Raw genomic sequence first — 21,205 nt, 5'->3', positions numbered from 1 at the left:
AGAAGGGTGGCGGTGGGTGACGCGGGGCCGTCAGTCGGAGTCGTCGCCGAAGTCGGGGCGGACGCCCTTGGCGAACTGGATCTCGTCGTTGCTGGTGCCGGCCGCGACCATCGGCCAGACCATGGCGTCCTGGTGGACGATGAAGTCGATGACCACCGGGCGGTCGTTGATCTCCATCGCCTGCTTGATCACCGCGTCCAGGTCCTCCGGGCGCTCGCAGCGCAGGCCGACGCAGCCCATCGCCTCGGCGAGCAGCACGAAGTCGGGGATCCGGGTGCCCTGGGCCGGCGGCTCGATGCCGTCGTGGCCGGGACCGGCGTGCAGCACGGTGTTGGAGTACCGCTGGTTGTAGAAGAGGGTCTGCCACTGGCGGACCATGCCCAGCGAGCCGTTGTTGATGACCGCGACCTTGATCGGGATGTCGTTCAGGGCGCAGGTGACCAGCTCCTGGTTGGTCATCTGGAAGCAGCCGTCGCCGTCGATCGCCCAGACCGAGGCCTCCGGGCGGCCCGCCTTGGCGCCCATGGCGGCCGGGACGGCGTAGCCCATGGTGCCCGCGCCGCCCGAGTTGAGCCAGGTGGCCGGCTTCTCGAACTGGATGAACTGCGAGCTCCACATCTGGTGCTGCCCGACGCCCGCGGCGTAGATCGCCTCGGGGCCGACCAGCTGGCCGATCCGCTCGATGACCTGCTGCGGGGAGAGCTCGCCGCCCGGGGCCGGCTCGTAGCCCAGCGGGTAGGTCTTCTTCCACTCGTTGAGCTTGACCCACCAGTCGGTGTAGTCGCCCTTGTGGCCGGCGTCGAACTCGGCCTGGACGGCGACGATCAGGTCGGCCAGCACCTCGCGGGCGTCGCCCACGATCGGCACGTCCGCCGGGCGGTTCTTGCCGATCTCGGCCGGGTCGATGTCGGCGTGGACCACCTTGGCGTGCGGGGCGAAGCCGTCCAGCTTGCCGGTGACGCGGTCGTCGAAGCGGGCGCCGAGGGTGAACAGCAGGTCCGACTTCTGCAGCGCGGTGACGGCCGGGACGGAGCCGTGCATGCCGGGCATGCCCAGGTGCTGCGGGTGGCTGTCGGGGAAGGCACCGAGCGCCATCAGCGTGGTGACCACCGGGGCGCCGGTCAGCTCGGCGAGGATCCGCAGCTCGGTCGTGGCGTGCGCCTTGATCACACCGCCGCCGACGTACAGCACCGGGCGCTTGGCGCCCACCAGCATCCGCGCGGCCTCGCGGATCTGCTTGGCGTGCGGCTTGGTGACCGGGCGGTAGCCGGGCAGCGAGGTCTCGGCCGGCCAGCGGAAGGTGGTGGTGGCCTGCAGCGCGTCCTTGGCGATGTCCACCAGGACCGGGCCGGGGCGGCCGGTGGCGGCGATGTGGAACGCCTCGGAGATCACCCGGGGGATCTCCGACGGGTCGGTGACCAGGAAGTTGTGCTTGGTGATCGGCATCGTGATGCCGCAGATGTCCGCCTCCTGGAAGGCGTCGGTGCCGATCGCCTTGGAGGCGACCTGCCCGGTGATCGCCACCATCGGGACGGAGTCCATGTAGGCGTCGGCGATCGGGGTCACCAGGTTGGTCGCGCCCGGGCCGGAGGTGGCCATGCAGACGCCGACCTTGCCGGTGGCCTGGGCGTAGCCGGTGGCGGCGTGGCCGGCGCCCTGCTCGTGGCGGACCAGGATGTGGCGCACCTTGGCCGAGTCCATCAGCGGGTCGTACGCGGGAAGGATGGCCCCGCCCGGGATGCCGAAGACGGTGTCCGCACCCACGGCCTCCAGCGAGCGGATGAGCGACTGGGCGCCGGTCATGGTCTCGACGACGTGCTGCGGAGCGTGGGCGGCCGGGGTGTCCCCGCGGCGGGGGGATGCGGCGTGCTCGGTCATCTGCCTGTCTCTTCTCGGTTTTTGCCGGCCCGGACGGGTGCGGGCCCCGCTGGGTCGAGGGTGGGGTCCCGGTGGTCGGGCCGATCGCCGGCTCTGCCCCAATCGTCCCGCTTTTCCCGCAGAAGTCGCGAGCCAAATCGGGCGGCCGGGGCCAGGGGTCTTGCGGGGTGGAACAGCATCAGTGCAACAAAAAACCCCTCGTGCCAAGGGCATGCGAGGGGTGGCGCGTCGGTCTCTCACGAGTCGGGCATGACCCGCTCAGCCGACGCGCCCGCCAAGTACGAGAATTCGGGTGCGCATGGCAACGACCTTCCTCCCGAGCGGGGTGGACTGTCAAGCAGGTGGGACGACAGTCTCGCCATGCGGACCATGCCCCGGACTTGCCACGGCACGGTGTTCGGGCAGGTCGGAGGCACCGTGGTGATGTACGACACGCCCCGGCGCGGACTCCCCGCGGCCACTCGTACGGGTGTCCGCGGCCAGGTAGGCGCGGCGGGCCGAGAGCGAGCCGACCGGCCGCGGCATCGGGTACACCCGGCGGGCCAGCGCGCGCCGCAGCCTGGTCTCGTCGAGCGGCGGCGCGAAGGCCGACCCCTGGCCCTGCCGGCAGCCCAGCTCCTGCAGGACGGACACCTGGCGCGGCAGGTCCACCCCCTCCGCGGCGGTGACCAGGCCGAGGTCGCGGCCGAGCCGCAGGGCGTGCCCGGCCAGCGTCCGGCCCAGCCCGGACTCGCCCAGGTCCTGGACGAGGGTGCGGTCCAGCTTGAGCCCGTCGAAGGGCAGCCGGGCCAGCGCGCCGAGCGAGCCGTTGCCGGCGCCGAAGCCGGCCAGCGCGGTGGAGACCCCGAGCCGGCGCAACGCGGCCAGCCGGCGGCCGAGTTCGTCGGCCAGCCCGTCCGGGCCCATCCGGGCCACCTCGACCACCAGCAGGCCGGCCGGGAGCCCGGTGTCGCGCAGCGCGGCCACCACCGCCTCGTACATGCCGGGCGAGCAGAGCCGCTCGGCCGAGAGCCGGACCGACACCGGTACGGGGGCCGGCGCCGGCCTGGCCCGGCCGGGCAGGCCGCGCCGCTGCGCCGCGGCCGTCACCGCCTCGCGGATCAGCCAGCGGGAGAACCGGGCCGCCGCGTCGCCGTGCTCGGCGGAGCGCAGGAACTCCGCGGGGGTGAGCAGCAGGCCCTGGGTCGAGCACCAGCGGGCGTGCGCCTCGACGCCGGTGACGGCGCCGGTGGAGAGGTCCACCACGGGCTGGTGCAGCAGGGTGAAGCCGCCCTCCCGGACGGCCGCCCGCAGGCGTTCCTCCAGCTCGGTCCGGCGCTCCAGGTCGGCGCGCATCGCCGGGGTGTAGAGCACCACCCGGCCCTTGCCCTCCGACTTGGCGCGGTACATCGCGAGGTCGGCGTTGCGCATCAGCTCGTCGGCGGCGGCTCTGGGGTCGGCCGCCGGGCCGCGCTCGGGGGTGCCGAAGGCGATGCCGATGCTGGCGGCGACGGCGAGTTCGGCTCCGCCGATCCAGTACGGCTCGGAGAGCGCGACCCGCAGCCGCTCGGCGAGCTCCTGGACCTGGAGCCGGCCGAGCGGGCCGCAGACCAGGGCGGCGAACTCGTCCCCGCCGAACCGGGCGACGGTGTCCCCGCAGCGGACGGCGCCCTGCAGCCGGCGGGCGGCCTGCACCAGCAGCTCGTCGCCGACCTGGTGGCCGGCACTGTCGTTGACCGCCTTGAAACCGTCCAGGTCGAGGAAGAGCACCGCGACCCCGGCGCCCGCCCCGCCCTGCTGGCCGCGGGTCGCGAGGGCCCCGCGCAGCCGCTGGGCGAAGAGCGCCCGGTTGGGCAGGTCGGTGAGTGGGTCGTGGAAGGCGTTGTGCTGCAACTGGGCCTGGAGTATCACGCGTTCGGTGACGTCCCGGCTGTTGAGGATCAGCCCGTCGCGGTAGCGGTCGACGGTCGACTCGACGTGCAGCCACTCGCCGCTGCCGGAGCTGATCCGGCACTCCACCCGGGCCGCGGCCGGCTCGGTGCCGGAGCCGGGCGAGCGGTGCGCCAGCAGCCGGCCGCGGGCCAGGAAGCGCCGCACCTCCACCAGCACCCGGTCCACGTCCTCGGGGTGGACGAGGTCCAGCAGGTTGCCGCCGACCAGCTCCTCCGGGTCGCGCCCGTAGACGCCGAGCGCGGCCGGGGAGACGTAGGAGAGCACGCCGTTGGCGCCGGCGATCATGATGACGTCGCTGGAGCCCTGCACGAGGGAGCGGAAGTGCGCCTCCTTGTGGGCGAGCTCCTGCGCCAGCGAGAGGTTGTCCAGCAGCATCACGCCCTGCCGCAGGATCAGGGCGAGGCCGACCGTGCAGGCGGCCGCGGCCACCACCCGGTCCAGCGGGCGCCCGCCGAGGGCGTTGTAGAGGATGCCGGCGGTGCAGACCGCGGCCGCCGCGTAGGGGGTGAGGGCACTGAAAGTGGTGGCCACCCGGCGGCGCGGCAGGCCGCCGGCCGAGGGGTGCTCGCGCAGCGGGCGGCGCCAGCGCGACGACCACGGCGCCCAGGCCAGCAGCAGACTGCCGGCGAACCAGCCGGCGTCCAGCAGCTCGCCCGAGTGGTAACTGCTGCGCAGCTCGGGCGAGGTGAAGAGGGCGTCGCAGAGCACCGTGACGGCCAGGCCGACCATCGCGGTGTGGACGGCGGCGCGGTTGCCGTCCCGGCCGCCGAACCGCAGCCCGACCACCAGGCTGACCAGCAGGATGTCCAGCACCGGGTAGGCCAGGTTGAGCGCGAGGCGCAGCGGTGAGCCGTCCTCGCCGGCGGCGATCCGGCCGAGCGCCAGGCTCCAGCTGAGGGTGAACAGCGAGCCGGCCACCAGCCAGCCGTCCAGCATCAGGCAGAGCCAGCCGGCGGCGCTGTGCGGGCGCTGGGCGAGGACCAGCACGCCGGTGATGGCGAGCGGGGCGAACAGCAGGAAGGCGTACTCGGCGAGCGAGTCCTGGGGCAGCGGGGTGCGCTCGACCAGCTCGTACCAGCCCCAGGTGCCGTTGCCGAAGGCCACCATCAGCGAGGAGAGGCCGAACAGCAGCCAGGCCGGGCGGGCGTGACCGCCGACCGTGCAGCCGTACGAGAGACAGGACAGCGCGGCCGCGAGTGCGGCCGCGGCCAGGCCGAAGTCACCCATGAAGACGGCGAGTTGACGGGAGCCCCAGCCGAAGGCCGCGCCCAGCGCGTAGGCCGCGCAGAGGCCGCCCAGGGCGGCGCCGGGCAGACTGCGGCTGGAGAGCAGGCGGCGGACCGGGCCGTTCCGGCCGGTCGCGGACACGTCGGCGTCCGGTACGCCCGGCCGTCCGGCCCCGGGCAGCACCGCATCGGTGGAGCTCACTCGGCCTCTCCCCCTCCGGCCGGGGGCCTTGCGCCCCGGCCACGGACCACCGGCCGCGCACCTGGTGTCCGTACGCGGTGACCTGCCGCCCCGTCAGGGCGGTGGCCCAGGGAGTGGACGGCCTGTCGGCCGACGCACCGCACCGATGTTCCCACTCGGGACCCTACACCACTCCGGTCACTCAATGACACGCACATTGAACTTAGAGTAATGGCGCAGGGGTGGGGAATTGCACCCGAATCGGCCGGAACGGGCCGGTTGGCGGGGGCGTGCGGGCGGGGGCTCACGCGGCGCGCACGGGAGCACACGGAGGCGCCCGCCCGTCGACGGCCGGCCGGGGCCGGGTGACGGGCGGGCGCGGGCGGGGGCGGTGGTCAGCAGGCCGCCGACGCCAGATCGTCCGGGAAGAGCCGCAACCGGTGGGCCAGCGCGGCCGCCTCGCCGCGGCCGGCCACCGCGAGCTTGCCGAGGATGTTCGAAACGTGCACGCTCGCGGTCTTCGGCGAGATGTACAGCTCCTCCGCGATCTGCCGGTTGGTCCGGCCGCGCACGAGCAACCGGAGCACGTCCCGCTCACGGGGGGTGAGGCCGAAGGAGTCGCCGGCCGGGGCCGCGGGGGCCGCGACGCGGGCGGTCAGCGCCAGGCCGGCCCGCTCGGCCAGCGCGGTGATCTCGGCCAGCAGCCAGGTGTCACCCCGGGCCCCGGCGAGCTTGCGCGCCTCGCGCAGCCGCTCCGCCCCCGCCTCGCGGCGCCCGGCCACCACCTCCGCCTCGGCGGCCCGCAGCAGCGCGAGCGCCAACGGGTACGGCAGCCCGGTCGGCCGCAGCACGTCGACGGCGGCCGCCCAGTGCGCCGGGGTGTCCGCCCCCCGGGCGCGGGCCAGTTCGGCCTCCAGCAGCCGGGCCCAGCCGTGGTGCACCGGCGCCTTGGGGGTCAGTCCGGCGGCGGTCGCGGCGATCTTCGCCAGCGCCTCGGCCCGGCCGACCTCCGCCCCGGGCAGCCCGCGGTGGTCCGCCTCGATGCCCGCGCCGAGCGTCAGCAGCGGGTACAGCGCGGCCTCGTTGCCGGCCGGCACCCGGTCGTCGATCACGGCGAGCAGTTCGGCCCTGGCCTCCGCCGGGCGCCCGCCGCGGGCCGCCACGACCATGGCGAGCTGGGAGATCGGCACGCTGTGCTGGAACTGGCAGGTGTGCTTGGAGGCCCGGGCCTGGGCCAGCATCCCGGCGGCGGTGGCCAGGTCGCCGCGCAGCAGGGCGAGGTCGCCGCGCAGCCGGTCGAGGAACTCGGCGTGGCTGCCCGGCAGGTCGTGCTGTTCCGAGCCGGCCAGCAGCTCGGCCGCCTCGCCGACCCGGCCGAGGTCGAGCAGCGCCTCGGCGAGGTTGCCGGTCAGGATGGCGCCGCTGTTGCGCAGCAGCCCGTTCCCCCCGGCCGCCTCCAGCCCCTCGCGGGCGAGCGCCACCGCCTCCTCCGCCCGGCCGAGCGACTGCAGCATGCTGGCCAGGTTGTTGATCCCGCGCAGCAGGACGTCGGGGACGCCGAGCCCGCGGGTCGCGGCGACCGCCGCCGTCAGCTCGGCGATCCCGCGGTCCGGGTCGTGGTGGAGGTCGTTGCGCAGCGAGCCGAGGGTCATCCGGGCGTGCTGCTCCACCGAGTCCGCGCCGACCTGCCGGGCGATCGCCACGGCGCGCTCGGCCAGCTCGACGTCCTCCTCGCTGGGGTCGTGCAGGATCGCGATGCCGGCGCTCAGCGCGAACACCTCGGCCTGGACGGCCGACGGCGGGAGCTGCTCGACCAGGCGCCGGGCGTAGGCCGCCTCGTCCTGGTTGCCGGACCGGTTGAGGTGGCCGAGCATCCGGGCCCGGTTCATCCGGAACCAGGCCGCCCGGGCCGGGTTCTCCCCCTCGTCGACCAGCTTCAGCGCCCGCTTGGCCAGGCTCAGCCCGCGCTCGCGGTCACCGCTGCGCCGGGCCGCGACCACCGCCTCGGCGAGCACGTCGACCAGTTGCAGCTGGTCGCAGCCGTCGTCGTGCGTCCCGGGCAGGCAGCCGCACGGCGGGTACGTCTCGGCCCAGTCGTACGGGCGCAGGGTGGTCGCGAGCACGTCCTCGGAGACTTCGTCCCACAGCTCCAGCGCGCGTTCCAGCATCCGCAGCTGCTCGGCGAAGGCGTTGCGCCGGCGGGCGGCCCGGGCGGCGTCCAACGCGCTCGGCAGGGCGCGGGCCGGATCGTGCGCGTGGTACCAGTAGTTGGCCAGCCGGGCCGGTCGGACGTCGGCGCCGACCAGGTGCGGGTCCTGCTCCAGGGCGGTGGCGAAGCGGCGGTTGATCCGCTGCCGCTCGCCGGGCAGCAGGTCGTCCGAGACCGCCTCGCGGACCAGCGCGTGCCGGAACCGGTAGCCGTCGCCGTCGGTGTCCGGGCGCAGGATGTTGGCGCCGACGGCCACCCGCAGCGAGCCGATCAGCTCCTCCTCGTCGTCCAGCACGGCGGCCAGCAGCGCGTGCTCGACGTAGGAGCCGCCCTCGGCGGCGATCCGCAGCACCCGCTGGGTCTCCTCGTCCAGCGCCTCGACCCGGACCAGCAGGATGTCCCGCAGCGAGTCGGTGAGCCCGACGAAGCAGCCGTCCTGGAAGGAGGTGGCGAGCTCCTCGACGAAGAACGGGTTGCCCTCGGAGCGGCGGTGGATCCGGTCCACCAGGTGCCGGTCGGGGTCGCTGGTGCCCAGGATGCCGGCCAGTTGGGCGGCGACCTCGCCGGGGCCGAACCGTTCCAGCTCCAGGCGCTGGACGGTGCGCAGCCGCTCCAGCTCGGCCAGGAACGGCCGGAGCGGGTGGCGGCGGTGCAGGTCGTCGCTGCGGTAGGTGGCGATCAGCAGGACGCGGGCCCGGTGCAGGGTGCGGACGAGGTAGGCGAAAAGCTCCCGGGTGGAGCGGTCGGACCAGTGCAGGTCCTCGACGGCGAGGACGAGGGTACGGTCCGTGCCGAGCCGTTCGAACAGCCTCGCGGTGTGCTCGAACAGCCGGGCCCGGCCGTACTCGTCGTTGGGTTCGCCGTCGGCCTCGCCGAAGTCGGGCAGCAGCCGCGCGAGATGGCCCTCCAGGCCCGCGGCGGCGGCCTCCAGCTCGCCGCCCAGGCTGCGGTGCAGCCGGCGCAGTGCGGTGGCCAGCGGCGCGTACGGCAGGCCCTCCGCGCCGACCTCCAGACAGCCGCCGACGGTCACGACCACTCCCCCGTCGGTGCCGGCCCGGGCGAGGAACTCCTCCAGCAGCCGGGTCTTGCCGACGCCGGCCTCACCGCCGATCAGGACGGCCTGCGGGCTCCCGGCTCCGGCCCGGCGCAGCGCATCGGTCAGTTCGGTGATCTCCGTGCCGCGGCCGACGAAGACAGGACTCACCGATATCTGCTGCATGGAGGCGAGCATGCCATAAGCCGACCGGCCCGGCCGAGGGGTTATCACGCCCCCGGAACGCCCGGAAGGGGAGGCGCTGGTCGGCGCCTCCCCTTCCGGAATCCCCCCGGCACCCTGCGGGTGCCGGTCCCTCAGCATTCGCGCAGACGCGCGGCGCGCCGGTCGGTGCGGGTGGTGACCAGCCGGCGCAGGCCGAGGCCGGTGCGCGGGGCGGCGGCCTCGCGGACCATCCGCTCGTGGTCGGCGCGGTGGCGCAGTTCGCGCTGCTGCTGCTGGATGAGCTCGTACTCGATCACGGTGTTTCCCCTTTTTGCGGTGTGTCCTTCGTTCTGAGGTAAAGATTCCTCTCCCAGTGGGGGGTGCCGCATCGGCCGCTTGCCGCATGTTCGGCGCGCCCCCTGCCCTAGATCGGGCCCCGGACACGACGAAGGCCCGGACCCACCCCCCTTATGGGGGGTGAATCCGGGCCTAGACCGACCTAAGGTGCCTTAGATGGCCTTAGATGCCTTAGATCCCCAGCCATCTGAGCCTCAGACGGCTGGCTTTCACAGGCTGTGCACGCTGCGTTCCCGGGCAATGCCACTGCCGTTCCTCCGACCGTGCCCACCGCCGTTCGCAGGCGGTGGGCACTGCCGTTCCCGGGCGGTGCCTACTGCCCCGTGACGCCGAGCTTCTCCAGGATGAGGTCCTTCACCCGGGCCGCGTCGGCCTGGCCGCGGGTGGCCTTCATGACCGCGCCGACCAGCGCGCCCACCGCGGCGACCTTGCCGTCGCGGATCTTGGCGGCGATCCCCTCGTTCTCGGCAATGGCCTGGTCGACGGCCGCACCGAGCGCGGAGTCGTCCGAGACGACGGCCAGGCCGCGCTTCTCGACGACCTCGTCCGGCTCGCCCTCGCCGGCCAGCACGGCCTCGATGACCTGGCGGGCCAGCTTGTCGTTCAGCTTGCCCTCGGCGACCAGCGCGGCGACCCGGGCCACCTGCGCCGGGGTGATCGGCTGCTCGCTCAGGTCGGTGCCGGTCTCGTTGGCCCGGCGGGCCAGCTCGCCCATCCACCACTTGCGGGCCTGGTCGGCCGGGGCACCGGCGGCGATGGTCTCCAGGATCGGCTCGACGGCGCCGGCGTTCAGCACCGACTGCATGTCCTTGTCGGAGAGGCCCCACTCGCCCTGCAGCCGGGCCCGGCGCACCCGCGGCAGCTCGGGCAGACCGGCGCGCAGCTCCTCCACCCAGGCGCGCGCGGGCGCGATCGGGACGAGGTCCGGCTCGGGGAAGTAGCGGTAGTCCTCGGCGTTGTCCTTGATCCGGCCGGCGGTGGTGGAGCCGTCCTCCTCGTGGAAGTGCCGGGTCTCCTGAATGATCGTGCCGCCGTCGCCCAGCACCGTGGCGTGCCGCTGGATCTCGAACCGGGCGGCCCGCTCGACGCTGCGCAGCGAGTTCACGTTCTTGGTCTCGGAGCGGGTGCCGAAGGTCTCGGTGCCGTTGGGGCGCAGCGACAGGTTGACGTCGCAGCGCATCTGGCCCTTGTCCATCCGGGCCTCGGAGACGCCCAGCGCCTTGATCAGCTCGCGCAGCTCGGCCACGTACGCCTTGGCGACCTCGGGGGCGCGCTCGCCGGCCCCCTCGATCGGCTTGGTGACGATCTCGATCAGCGGGATGCCGGCCCGGTTGTAGTCGAGCAGCGAGTGCGTGGCGCCGTGGATCCGGCCGGTGGCGCCGCCGACGTGGCTGGACTTGCCGGTGTCCTCCTCCATGTGGGCGCGCTCGATCTCCACACGGAAGGTCGAGCCGTCCTCCAGCTGCACGTCGAGGTAGCCGTTGAAGGCGATCGGCTCGTCGTACTGCGAGGTCTGGAAGTTCTTCGGCATGTCCGGGTAGAAGTAGTTCTTCCGGGCGAACCGGCACCACTCGGCGATCTCGCAGTTCAGCGCCAGGCCGATCTTGACGGCCGACTCCACGCCGATCGCGTTGACGACCGGCAGCGAGCCCGGCAGGCCGAGACAGGTCGGGCAGACCTGGCTGTTCGGCTCGGCACCCAGCTCGGTCGAGCAACCGCAGAACATCTTGGTCTTGGTACCCAGCTCGACGTGGACCTCAAGGCCCATCACCGGGTCGTACGACGCGAGAGCGTCCTCGTAGGAGACCAGGTTCATGACGCTCACAGCGTCCCCTTCGCTAAAAGTCTGTGGAGGTACGGGCCCGGCCGCGCACCGCGGGTGCGTGGCCGGGCCAAGGGCTTGCTCAGCCCAGCAGCACGTCGTCGTCGCCGAGGCGGCGCAGCTCGCGCACCAGCAGGGCGGTGCCGGTGACCAGCGCCGCGGCGCCGACCAGGGCGTTGATCAGCTTCAGGGTGTCGCTCTCGTCGCGGGCCTTCCGGACGTCCTTCACCACGGAGAACGCGCCGAAGGCGCTGGTGCCGATGGACAGCCAGAGACCGGGCTTGGAGTGCTTGAAGCCTTTGGCCTTCTCGATCTTGCTCACAGTGCCGGTGCCTCCTCCAGCAGGGTGTGCCCCCACTTGTCGTTGAGTGCGGCCTCGACGGCGCCGCCCACGCGGTACAGGCGGTCGTCCGCCATCGCGGGTGCGATGATCTGCAGGCCGACCGGGAGATTGTCCTCCGGGGCCAGTCCGCAGGGCAGCGACATGGCCGCGTTGCCCGCGAGGTTCGACGGAATCGTGCAGAGGTCGGCCAGGTACATCGCCATCGGGTCGTCGGCGCGCTCGCCGATCGGGAAGGCGGTGGTCGGCGTGGTCGGGGAGACCAGCACGTCCACACCGGCGAAGGCCGCGTCGAAGTCCCGCGAGATCAGGGTGCGGACCTTCTGGGCCGAGCCGTAGTAGGCGTCGTAGTAGCCCGAGGAGAGGGCGTAGGTGCCGAGGATGATGCGGCGCTTCACCTCGGGGCCGAAGCCCGCCTCACGGGTGAGGGCGGTGACGTCCTCGGCGGAGCGGGTGCCGTCGTCGCCGACCCGCAGGCCGTAGCGCATCGCGTCGAAGCGGGCCAGGTTGGAGGAGGCCTCGCTCGGCGCGATCAGGTAGTACGCCGGCAGCGCCAGGGTGAAGGACGGGCAGGAGACCTCGACGACCTCGGCGCCCAGCTCGCGCAGCAGCTCCACGGACTCGTTGAAGCGCTGCATCACGCCGGCCTGGTAGCCCTCGCCGGCGAACTCCTTGACCACGCCGATCCGCATGCCGCGGACGTCGCGGCGCCTGGCGGCCTCGACCACGGCCGGCACCGGCGCGTCGATCGAGGTGGAGTCCAGCGGGTCGTGCCCGGCGATGGCCTCGTGCAGCAGGGCCGCGTCCAGCACGGTGCGGGCGCAGGGGCCGCCCTGGTCCAGCGAGGACGAGAACGCGACCAGGCCGTAGCGGGAGACCGAACCGTAGGTCGGCTTCACGCCGACCGTGCCGGTGACGGCGCCGGGCTGGCGGATCGAGCCGCCGGTGTCGGTGCCGATCGCCAGCGGCGCCTCGTACGCGGCCAGCGCGGCGGCCGAACCGCCGCCGGAGCCGCCGGGGATCCGGCTGAGGTCCCACGGGTTGCCGGTGGCGCCGTAGGCCGAGTTCTCGGTGGAGGAGCCCATCGCGAACTCGTCCATGTTGGTCTTGCCGAGGATGACCACGCCGGCGTCCTTGAGACGCGTGGTCAGCGTGGCGTCGTACGGCGGGATCCAGCCTTCGAGGATCTTGGAGCCGCAGGTGGTCGGCACGCCCTTGGTGGTGAAGACGTCCTTCAGCGCGAGCGGGACGCCGGCCAGCGGGCCGAGCTCCTCGCCCTTGGCGCGCTTCTCGTCGACGGCCCGGGCGGCGCTCAGCGCGCCCTCGGTGTCGACGTGCAGGAAGGCGTTGACCTTCTTGTCGACGGCGTCGATGCGGTCCAGGTGCGCCTGGGCGACCTCGACCGCGGAGACCTCGCCCTTGGCGATGGCGCTCGCGGTCTCGGCCGCGGTGTACTTGATCAGCTCGGTCATCTTCGGTCAGTCCTCCCCGAGGATCTGCGGCACACGGAAACGCTGCTCCTCGGCGGCGGGGGCACCGGCCAGCGCCTGCTCGGGAGTGAGCGACGGCCGCACCTCGTCCGCGCGCATGACGTTGGTCAGCGGGAGCGGGTGGGAGGTCGGCGGGACGTCCTGTCCGGCGACCTCGGAAACGCGGGCGACCGCGCCGATGATCACGTCGAGCTGCTCGGCGAAGTGGTCCAGCTCTTCGGCCTGCAACTCAAGACGCGACAGCCGAGCGAGGTGGGCGACCTCCTCGCGCGTGATGCCAGGCATGCAGCGATCCTCAGGGTGAGTTCTGGTGAGGCCCGGCGGCGGTGACGCAGTGCCGGGCCCGGGCAGGAGCAGCCGGCTCGGCGCTCCCGTCCTCTTGGTCTGTGGGCCCCATCCTATGGGGCCCGGCCCGGCCACCGGCCAACGAGTGACGCGCGGGCGCGGTCACTGCGGCCCGCCGCGCCGCCGCGCCGCGGTGCCGGCGGCCGCTACTGCGGCCTGGTCGGTGCCCAGTTCGGGGTGCAGGGCGTCTGGATCTCCAGTTGCGCGGCCTGCGCGGCCTGGATCACCGGCGGCAGCACCGACGGGGCGACCGGCTGGATCACCTGGGGGATCACTTGCGGGATCACGGGCTGGATCATTTGGGGGAGCACCGGCGGGACGACCGGCTGGATCACCGGCTGGACGATCGGTTTGATCACCGACGGCAGCTGCTGGACGGCGGACGGCAGCCGCGCGGCCGTTCCGAGCCGCTCCACCGGCGGGGCGCCGGTCCGGTGCACCCGCAGCCAGGCGGTGGCCTGGTCGGCCGGCAGCGCGGCCGAGACCAGCCAGCCCTGGACGGCGTCCACCCCCATGCAGTGCAGCCGCTCCCAGGTCTCGTCGTCCTCGACGCCCTCGGCGACCACGGTCAGGCCGAGCGAGTGCGCCAGCTCCACCGAGCAGCGGACCACCGCGGCGTCGTGGTCGTCGGCGACCATCCGGGAGACGAAGGAGCGGTCGATCTTCAGCTCGCCGACCGGCAGGCTGCGCAGCCGCACCAGCGAGGAGTGGCCGGTGCCGAAGTCGTCCAGGGACATCCCGACGCCGTAGCCGCGCAGCTCGGCCAGGGTGTCGGCGGCGCGCCGGGAGTCGTCCAGCAGCAGCCGCTCGGTGATCTCCAGCTGGAGCGCGTGGGCCGGCACCTGGTGGCGCACGAGGTGGCCGGCCACCCGCTGGGCGAAGCCCGGGTTGAGCACGTCGCGCGGCGAGACGTTCACCGCGACCTGCACCTGGAGGCCCTGTTCGCGCCAGTAGGCGAGCTGGCCGACGGCCGCCTCCAGCACGTAGTCGGTCAGCCGGGGCATCAGGCCGCTGGACTCGGCGAGGCCGACGAACTCGTCCGGCGACACCTTGCCCTGCCCGGGCCGCTCCCAGCGCAGCAGCGCCTCCAGGCCGACCACGCGGCCGTCGAAGGCCACCTTCGGCTGGTAGTGCAGCTGCACCTCGCCGGTCTCCAGGGCCCGCCGCAGGTCGCCGAGGAGCCCGATCCGGTAGGGCGTGTCGGCGTCCTGGGTCTCGTTGTACTGCTCGACGGACGTCCGGCCGCGCTGGGCGTGGCCCATCGCCACATCGGCCCGGCGCAGCAGCGATTCGGCGTCCTGGGCGTGCTGCGGGTACACGCAGACGCCCGCGCTGGCCTCCAGGACGAGCAGCAGCCCGTCGAGGCGGATCGGCGCGGCCAGTTCGGCGATCAGCGCGTTGGCGACCTTCTCCAGGGTGTCCGGACAGCCGACCCCGGGCAGCAGGACGGCGAACTCGTCGCCGCCCATCCGGGCCACCAGCGGCCGGCCGGCCCGGTAGTGCCGGGGCAGCCCGGCGAAGATGTCGTCGATCGACTCCCGGGTGGCGCTGCCCGCCGGGCCGCCGGAGCGCAGCGCCCGGTGCAGCCGGCGGGCGATGTGCACCAGCAGCCGGTCGCCGGCGGTGTGGCCGAGCGTGTCGTTGAGCGACCGGAACCGGTCGAGGTCGAGCAGGATCAGCCCGACGCTGTACCCGGGGCTGTGCTCGGCGATCGCCTCCTGGGCGGCCAGCAGTAACGCCTGACGGTTGGGCAGGTCCGTCAGCGGGTCGGTGAGCTGGTCACGGGCACGGTCGCGGGCGATCCGCCAGGCCGCGACCAGCACGGCCAGCGGCACCGCGAACAGCGGCAGCAGCTCGGGCTCGTACCGGTAGACCAGGACGGCCAGCGGAATGAGCGGCGCGGCGCCGGCCAGCAGCACGCCGAGCAGCAGGACCGCACCCGCCACCCCCTGCGGCGGGCGTGTGGGCGCACCGCCGGTCGTACGATCCATAAGCCCTGTCCTCCGTCGGGCCCGCCCCGGTCAGGCCGCCTTACGGTGAGGCACCGTGCTGGTGCCGGCAGCTGCCGGGCATGAGCGACCCCGCGGAGACCGGCTCAGCCGGTGCCCCCACCCCTGCTGACACTCTGTTGCGCTCCAGGGTATTCCGGGGTCCACCCGGCGGGCAGACTTTCGGACAACCGGGAACGCGCCACCGCGTTCGGGTGTCGCACAGTGACACAATGCCCGCTTTCACTGTGCAGCACCGGGTGACGTTGCATCAGGACGATAACAAGACGGATTCGGCGCTTCCGCGCGCGGGTCAGTCTTCGGCGGGCGCCTCCTCGGCGGGGATCTCCTCCGCGCCGCTCCCGGCGTCGCCCTCGGCACCGCTCTCGGCACCGCCCTCGACGGGCTTCTTGGCGGCCTTCTTCGCAGGTGCCTTCCGCACCGGCTCGACGACCTCCGGCACCTCCGGCAGCCCGAGGTGCACCCGGGCCGCGCCCGGGCCGCGCTCCAGCAGCACGGCGAAGCCGGCGTCGTCCAGCACGGGCAGCCCGAGCTGCACGGCCTTGTCGTACTTGGAGCCGGGGTTGTCGCCCGCCACCACGAAGTGGGTCTTCTTCGACACCGAGCCGGTCACCTTGGCGCCCCGCGAGGTCAGCGCCTCCTTGGCGCCGTCCCGGGTGTGCCCGGCGAGGGTGCCGGTGACCACCACGGTCAGGCCCTCCAACGGGCGCTCGCCCTGCTCCTCGGCGGCCTCCTCGGTGAACCGGACGCCGGCCGCGCGCCACTTCTCCAGCAGCTCCCGGTGCCACTCCACCTGGTACCACTCGACGACCGAGCGCGCGGTGCCCGGGCCGACGCCCTCGGTGGCGGCCAGCTCCTCCTCGGTGGCGGCGAAGATCCGGTCCAGGTCGCGGAACTCCCTGGCCAGCTCCTGTGCGGCGACCGGGCCGACGTGCCGGATGGACAGGCCGTTGAGAAAACGCCAGAGCGGGCGGTCCTTGGCCTGTTCGATGTTGTCGAGCATCAGGCCGGTGTTCTTCTTGGGCACCCCCGCGGTGGTCGCGAAGAAGAACACCTCCTTCTCCTCGCCGGTCTCGTCGTCGAGCTTGGGCATGCCGGTCTTCGGGTCGCGCACCAGCACCTTGATCGGCAGCAGCTGCTCGACGGTCAGGCCGAAGATGTCGCCCTCGTTGCGCACCGGCGCCTCGGCCGGCGCCAGCGGCTGGGTCAGCGCCGTCGCCGCGACGTAGCCCAGGCCCTCGATGTCCAGCGAGGAACGGCCGCCCAGGAAGGCGATCCGCTCGCGGATCTGGGCCGGGCAGTACTGCGCGTTCGGGCAGCGCAGGTCGATGTCCCCCTCCGCCATCGGCCGCAGCCCGGTGCCGCACTCCGGGCAGTGCGAGGGCATCACGAACTCCTGCTCGGTGCCGTCCCGCAGGTCGTAGACCGGGCCGAGGATCTCCGGGATGACGTCGCCGGCCTTGCGCAGCACCACCGTGTCGCCGAGCAGGACGTCCTTGGCCTTGACGATCTGCTGGTTGTGCAGCGTCGCGTACTGCACCATCGAGCCGGCCACCTTCACCGGCTCGGCCAGCACCGCGTACGGGGTGGCCCGGCCGGTGCGGCCGATGCCGACCTTGATCGCGGCCAGCCGGCCGGTGACCTCCTCCGGCGGGTACTTCCAGGCGATCGCCCAGCGCGGGGACTTGGAGGTGGCGCCGAGCCGGCCCTGCAGGGCGATCTCGTCCACCTTGACCACGACGCCGTCGATCTCGTGCTCGACGGAGTGCCGCTGCTCGCCGAAGTGCCGGACGAACGCGCGGACCTCGTCGAGGGTGCCGACCACCCGGTTGTGCCGGGCGGTGGGCAGGCCCCAGTCGTGCAGCAGCCGGTAGGCGTGCGACTGGTTGTCGATGTCGAAGCCGACCCGGGCGCCGATGCCGTGCACCACCATGTGCAGCGGCCGGGAGGCGGTGACGTGCGGGTCCTTCTGGCGCAGCGAGCCGGCGGCGGCGTTGCGCGGGTTCATGAACAGCCGGATCATCGCCCGGGGCCGTCTGCCCTCCTCGGCGCGCTCCTCGTTCTCCTGCCGGCGGCGCTCGTTCTCCTCCGCGAACGAGGCGTTCAGCGCCTCGAACGCCTCGGTCGGGAAGTACACCTCGCCGCGGATCTCCACCAGCTCGGGGAGGTCCTCCCCCTTCAACTGGTGCGGGATCTCCTTGATGGTGCGGACGTTGGCGGTGATGTCCTCGCCCACCCGGCCGTCGCCGCGGGTCGCGGCCTGCACCAACTGGCCGTTCTCGTAGGTGAGGTTGACGGCCAGGCCGTCGACCTTGAGCTCGCACAGGTAGTGGTAGTCGATGCCGTCCAGTTCGCCCGCGACCCGCTCGGCCCAGGCCGCCAGCTCCTCGTCGTCCATCGCGTTGTCGAGGCTGAGCAGCCGCTCGCGGTGCTCGACCGCGGCGAACTGCTCGGTGACGGCGCCGCCGACCTTCTGGGTCGGCGAGTCGGGGGTGCGCAGGGCCGGGTGCGCGGCCTCCAGCGCCTCCAGCTCGCGCATCAGGGCGTCGAACTCGGCGTCGCTGACGACCGGGGCGTCCTGCTCGTAGTAGCGGGCCCGGTGGTCGGTGATCTCGGCCGCCAGCTCGGCGTGCCGCCCGCGCGCCTCCGCCGGAACGTCCTCCCAGCCCTCGACAGCGACCACCGCAAGCCTCCTGTGTTCCTACTCCGGGTTGTCCACCAGGCTCTGCGCCGCCCGCGCACTGAGCGACAGCGCCTCGCGCGCGTACGCCGGGGAGGCCCCGGCCAGCCCACAGGTCGGCGTCACCAGCACACGGCGGCCCAGCAGCTCCGGGGCGAACCCGAGCCTGCGCCACAACGTCCTGACACCCTGGACACTACCGGCCGGGTCGGACAGTCCCTGGTCAGTGGGGGGGACGACACCCGCGAGGATCGCGGTGCCGCCCTCGACGGCCTCGCCGAGGTCGTCGTCCGCCCGGTCCGTCAGGAGCGAGAAGTCCAGCGAGATCCCGGCCACCCCGGCCCGGCGCAGCAGCGGGATCGGCACGTTCGGCGCGCAACTGTGCACGACGACGGGCGCGTCCAGGCTGCGGATCAGCTCGCGCAGGTTCTCCTCGGCGACCTGCCGGTCGACCGAGCGCAGCCGCTGGAAGCCGCTGGCGGTCCTGACCTGGCCGGTCAGCACGGCGGGCAGCGAGGGCTCGTCGAGCTGGAGCACCACCTCGGCGCCGGGGATCCGGCGGCGGACGTCCTCCAGGTGGCGGCGCAGGCCCTCGGCGAGCGAGCCGGCGATGTCACGGCAGGCGCCCGCGTCGGCGAGCGCCTTCTCGCCGTGCTTCAGCTCGATCGAGGCGGCCAGCGTCCACGGGCCGACCGCCTGCACCTTGAGGGCGCCGCGGTAGCCCTGGGTGAACTCCTCCAGGGCGTCGAGGTCCTCGCCCAGCCAGGAGCGGGCGCGCCGGGTGTCCCGGCCGGCGTGGTCGGTGAACCGCCAGCCGCTCGGCTCGGTCTGCGCGAACAGCTCGACCAGCAGGCCGGCGCCGCGCCCGATCATGTCGGCACCCGGGCCGCGGGCGGGCAGCTCGGGGAGGAACGGCAGGTGTTCCAGCGCCCCGGTGGCCGTTTTCGCGGCCTCCCGCGCGTCGGTGCCGGGAAGCGAGCCGACGCCGGTCGCGGCGCCGATCAGGTCGGGGAAGGCGTGTCCGTTGCTCACCCCGGAAGCCTACGAGATCGGGAACGCCCGCGGCCCCGGTGCCGAGCGCGGGGCTCGGCACCGGGGCCGCGGGGAGAGCGGTAGTCAGCGGGTCGCTCAGTACCCCTGGTAGCCGAACATGTCGACCACGACGTGCACCGGGGCGCCGCTGTTGTTGCGGATCGAGACCCCGCCGTTCTTCACCGACACGACCACCTGGTTGGGGATGGTCTCGCCGGGCAGGAAGTTGAGGTTCGAGGCGTTCGGCGCCTGCTCACCCTTCGGGTACACGGTGAGGAAGCCGTCGCGGCCGGGCTCGGTCACGGTCACGTTGAGGGTGACCGCGGTGGAGTTCGGGGCGTCGATCGGGATGTCCAGCGTCTCGCCGGCCCCGACGGTGCCCGCCGGGCGCGCCCCGGACTCGTAGTTCATGTCCTGGCGGGTGTCGGCGATCCGCCACGGGCCGACCGGGTGGTAGCTGACCTCGCCCTGGGCGGAGTAGTAGCCGGCCAGGTCGGCGATCACCTCGACGGTGCCGCCGGAGGAGTTGTGGAAGGACACCTTGCCGTCCTTGACCGGGACGGTCACCAGGTTCGGGATCGTCCGCCCGGCGGTCCAGTTCAGGTTGGAGGCGTCCGGCAGCGCGTCACCGTGCGGGTAGACGGTCAGGAAACCGGCCTGGGTCGGCTCGGTGACCGTGACGTTCATCGTCGCGGCGGTGACGCCGGAGGCCGGGACGCCCGCCACGCCGGCGACCTGGAGGTCGACGGTGCCGCCGGCCGGAACGGGCTGCTTCTGCGCGACGCCGATCGGCTCACGGGTGTCCAGCAGACGGGTCGGGCCCTGCGGGTGGAACAGCTGGCCCTTGGCCGAGTAGTAGCCCGCGAGGTCCGCGACCACGTGGGTGGTGCCGCCCGAGGCGTTGCGGAAGGAGACCTTGCCGTCCTTGACCGGGACGGTCACCAGGTTCGGGATCGTCCGCCCGGCGGTCCAGTTCAGGTTGGAGGCGTCCGGCAGCGCGTCACCGTGCGGGTAGACGGTCAGGAAACCGGCCTGCTGGGTGTCGGTCACCGTCACGTTCAGGGTGACGGCGGTGACGCCCTCGGCGGGGACGCCCGCGACGCCGGCGACCTGGAGGTCCACCGTGCCGCCGGCCGGAACGGCCGTCTTCCCCGGGACGCCGATGGCCTCACGGGTGTCCAGCAGACGGGTCGGACCGGCCGGGGTGAACGCCGAACCGAGGTCGAGGTCCTCGTAGGCGCCGCGGTCCCGGTAGCCCTTGCCGGTACCCGTGTTGGGCACCAGCGGGTTGTCCGCCGGGGTCCAGTTGCCGCGGTCGGTCGGCAGCATGCCGGGCGCGTTCTCGTCGGCCGAGTCGGCGCGGTGGTCGACCGGCGCGCCCGGGCCCTTCTGGACGTGGTCGAGCGCGATGAAGTCGTGTGCGCCCTGGCCGCTGGCCGCCGTGAACTCCGGCTGGCTCCAGAACTTGCCGCCGCCCCACTGGTAGCCGGCGCCGCCACTGCGCGGGTCGATCAGGTTGTAGTCGACCTTGGTGCCGGCGGTGGCACTCGCCTCGACGGCGATGGCGGTCGGCCGGGCGGTGTCACTGCACTTCTGGCTGGAGTACTGCGCGGTGTTGACCACGTTGTTCTCGACCACGGCGCCGCCCGAGGCGCCGCTGAGGACGATCCCGGCGAAGCAGGAGGACGTGACCGTGTTGCTCACCACGACGGTGCCCGGCGCGTCCTTGACCAGGATGCCGGTCATCTCCGGGACGTAGTTGGCCTGGACCGCGTTGGTGGTCACGACCGTGCCGGTCGAGCCGCCGTCCACGGTGAAGGCCGGGCCCTGCACGTAGCCGAAGTCGCCGCGGCCGTAGGTCACCTTGCTGGAGTTGTTGGTGATGCGGACGCCCGAGCCGCCGCCGACGGCCACGTTGTTGAACGTGATGTCCTGCGCGCCGTCGACCAGCACGGTGGGCTTCTGGAAGGCCGAGTTCACCCGGAGGTTCTCGAACCGCAGGTGCTGGGCGCCCTTGACCTGGATGCCGCCGCCCGGCTTGTCCCACGACCCGAGCTGCGCGAGACCGCCGGAGGAGTTCTCGACCGGGGTGCTGCGGAAGGTGATCGGCGCCTCGGCGGTGCCGGAGCGGGTGAACGCGAGGTCCGGCTCGATGTAGGCGCCCTCGGCGATCTCCACCGTCTGGCCGGGCTGCGCCACGGCCGCCGCGGCACCGACGGTGCAGTACGGCGCGGCCTGCGTGCCGCTGCCGCCGTCGGTGCAGTTCGCACCCGCGGCGTTGTTGACGTACAAGGTGCTGCCTGCGGCAACCGCACCAACCTGGCCGAGGGCCGGAAGTCCGACCGAGCCGATCAGCGCGGCGCCCACGGCCAGCGCTATGCGAGTCCTGGAAATGGGATGCCCCCCTGGGCAGGAAAGCGGCAGAACGCCGCATACGGGCCCTCGACTTCCGGAGCTGTCCCGGTGGAGGGCGAAGCGGATCATCCCACATCGGTTCGCGTGCCGC

Annotated in this window: 11 protein-coding genes and 1 pseudogene; all 12 read right to left on the bottom strand. The window is 73.2% G+C overall.

The genetic code is table 11. The features are described 5' to 3' along the window. Window positions 1-30 precede the first annotated feature (30 nt). The 12 genes and pseudogenes from OH807_RS26680 to OH807_RS26625 all read right to left on the bottom strand — a co-directional run bounded on the left by OH807_RS26680 (window position 31) and on the right by OH807_RS26625 (window position 21,066). Window positions 31-1,878, bottom strand: coding sequence for an acetolactate synthase large subunit (locus tag OH807_RS26680; RefSeq protein ID WP_406203343.1), 1,848 nt, complete (start codon window positions 1,876-1,878; stop codon window positions 31-33). 333 nt (window positions 1,879-2,211) lie between these two features. Next, window positions 2,212-5,142, bottom strand: a complete 2,931-nt coding sequence (locus OH807_RS26675) for a putative bifunctional diguanylate cyclase/phosphodiesterase (protein WP_406211201.1) — start codon at window positions 5,140-5,142, stop codon at window positions 2,212-2,214. A 470-nt stretch (window positions 5,143-5,612) separates the two neighbouring features. Continuing rightward, window positions 5,613-8,645 carry an AAA family ATPase gene (locus OH807_RS26670; RefSeq protein ID WP_406203340.1) on the bottom strand — a complete coding sequence of 1,011 codons (3,033 nt, stop codon included), beginning with the start codon at window positions 8,643-8,645 and terminating at the stop codon, window positions 5,613-5,615. 131 nt (window positions 8,646-8,776) lie between these two features. After that, window positions 8,777-8,941 (bottom strand): hypothetical protein, encoded by a 165-nt coding sequence (locus tag OH807_RS26665; RefSeq protein WP_406203337.1) that lies wholly within the window; start codon window positions 8,939-8,941, stop codon window positions 8,777-8,779. 353 nt (window positions 8,942-9,294) lie between these two features. Continuing rightward, window positions 9,295-10,797 (bottom strand): Asp-tRNA(Asn)/Glu-tRNA(Gln) amidotransferase subunit GatB, encoded by a 1,503-nt coding sequence (gene gatB, locus OH807_RS26660; RefSeq protein WP_406211199.1) that lies wholly within the window; start codon window positions 10,795-10,797, stop codon window positions 9,295-9,297. Between the two features lie 88 nt (window positions 10,798-10,885). Next, window positions 10,886-11,125 (bottom strand): hypothetical protein, encoded by a 240-nt coding sequence (locus OH807_RS26655; RefSeq protein WP_406203334.1) that lies wholly within the window; start codon window positions 11,123-11,125, stop codon window positions 10,886-10,888. Then, window positions 11,122-12,615, bottom strand: coding sequence for an Asp-tRNA(Asn)/Glu-tRNA(Gln) amidotransferase subunit GatA (gatA, locus tag OH807_RS26650; protein ID WP_406203331.1), 1,494 nt, complete (start codon window positions 12,613-12,615; stop codon window positions 11,122-11,124). The genes OH807_RS26655 and gatA overlap by 4 nt, the downstream gene beginning before the upstream one ends. 6 nt (window positions 12,616-12,621) lie before the next feature. Next, entirely contained in the window at window positions 12,622-12,918 is a 297-nt protein-coding gene (gene gatC, locus OH807_RS26645) for an Asp-tRNA(Asn)/Glu-tRNA(Gln) amidotransferase subunit GatC (protein ID WP_035845952.1), read from the bottom strand. Between the two features lie 422 nt (window positions 12,919-13,340). Beyond that, window positions 13,341-14,906, bottom strand: a pseudogene (locus OH807_RS26640) (putative bifunctional diguanylate cyclase/phosphodiesterase); the annotation flags it as partial. Between the two features lie 373 nt (window positions 14,907-15,279). After that, complete coding sequence (ligA, locus tag OH807_RS26635; protein WP_406203327.1) at window positions 15,280-17,670, bottom strand: NAD-dependent DNA ligase LigA; 2,391 nt, start codon at window positions 17,668-17,670, stop codon at window positions 15,280-15,282. Window positions 17,671-17,688: 18 nt separating this feature from the next. Beyond that, the gene (locus OH807_RS26630; protein ID WP_406203324.1) at window positions 17,689-18,699 is read right to left on the bottom strand and encodes a methionine synthase; all 1,011 of its coding nucleotides are present in this window, start codon (window positions 18,697-18,699) and stop codon (window positions 17,689-17,691) included. 96 nt (window positions 18,700-18,795) lie between these two features. Next, the gene (locus tag OH807_RS26625; protein ID WP_406203321.1) at window positions 18,796-21,066 is read right to left on the bottom strand and encodes a right-handed parallel beta-helix repeat-containing protein; all 2,271 of its coding nucleotides are present in this window, start codon (window positions 21,064-21,066) and stop codon (window positions 18,796-18,798) included. Window positions 21,067-21,205: the final 139 nt, after the last annotated feature.

This window comes from Kitasatospora sp. NBC_01560, from assembly GCF_045208415.1.
Classification (GTDB): Bacteria; Actinomycetota; Actinomycetes; order Streptomycetales; family Streptomycetaceae; genus Kitasatospora.
This window is presented reverse-complemented; position numbering and strand designations above follow the sequence as displayed.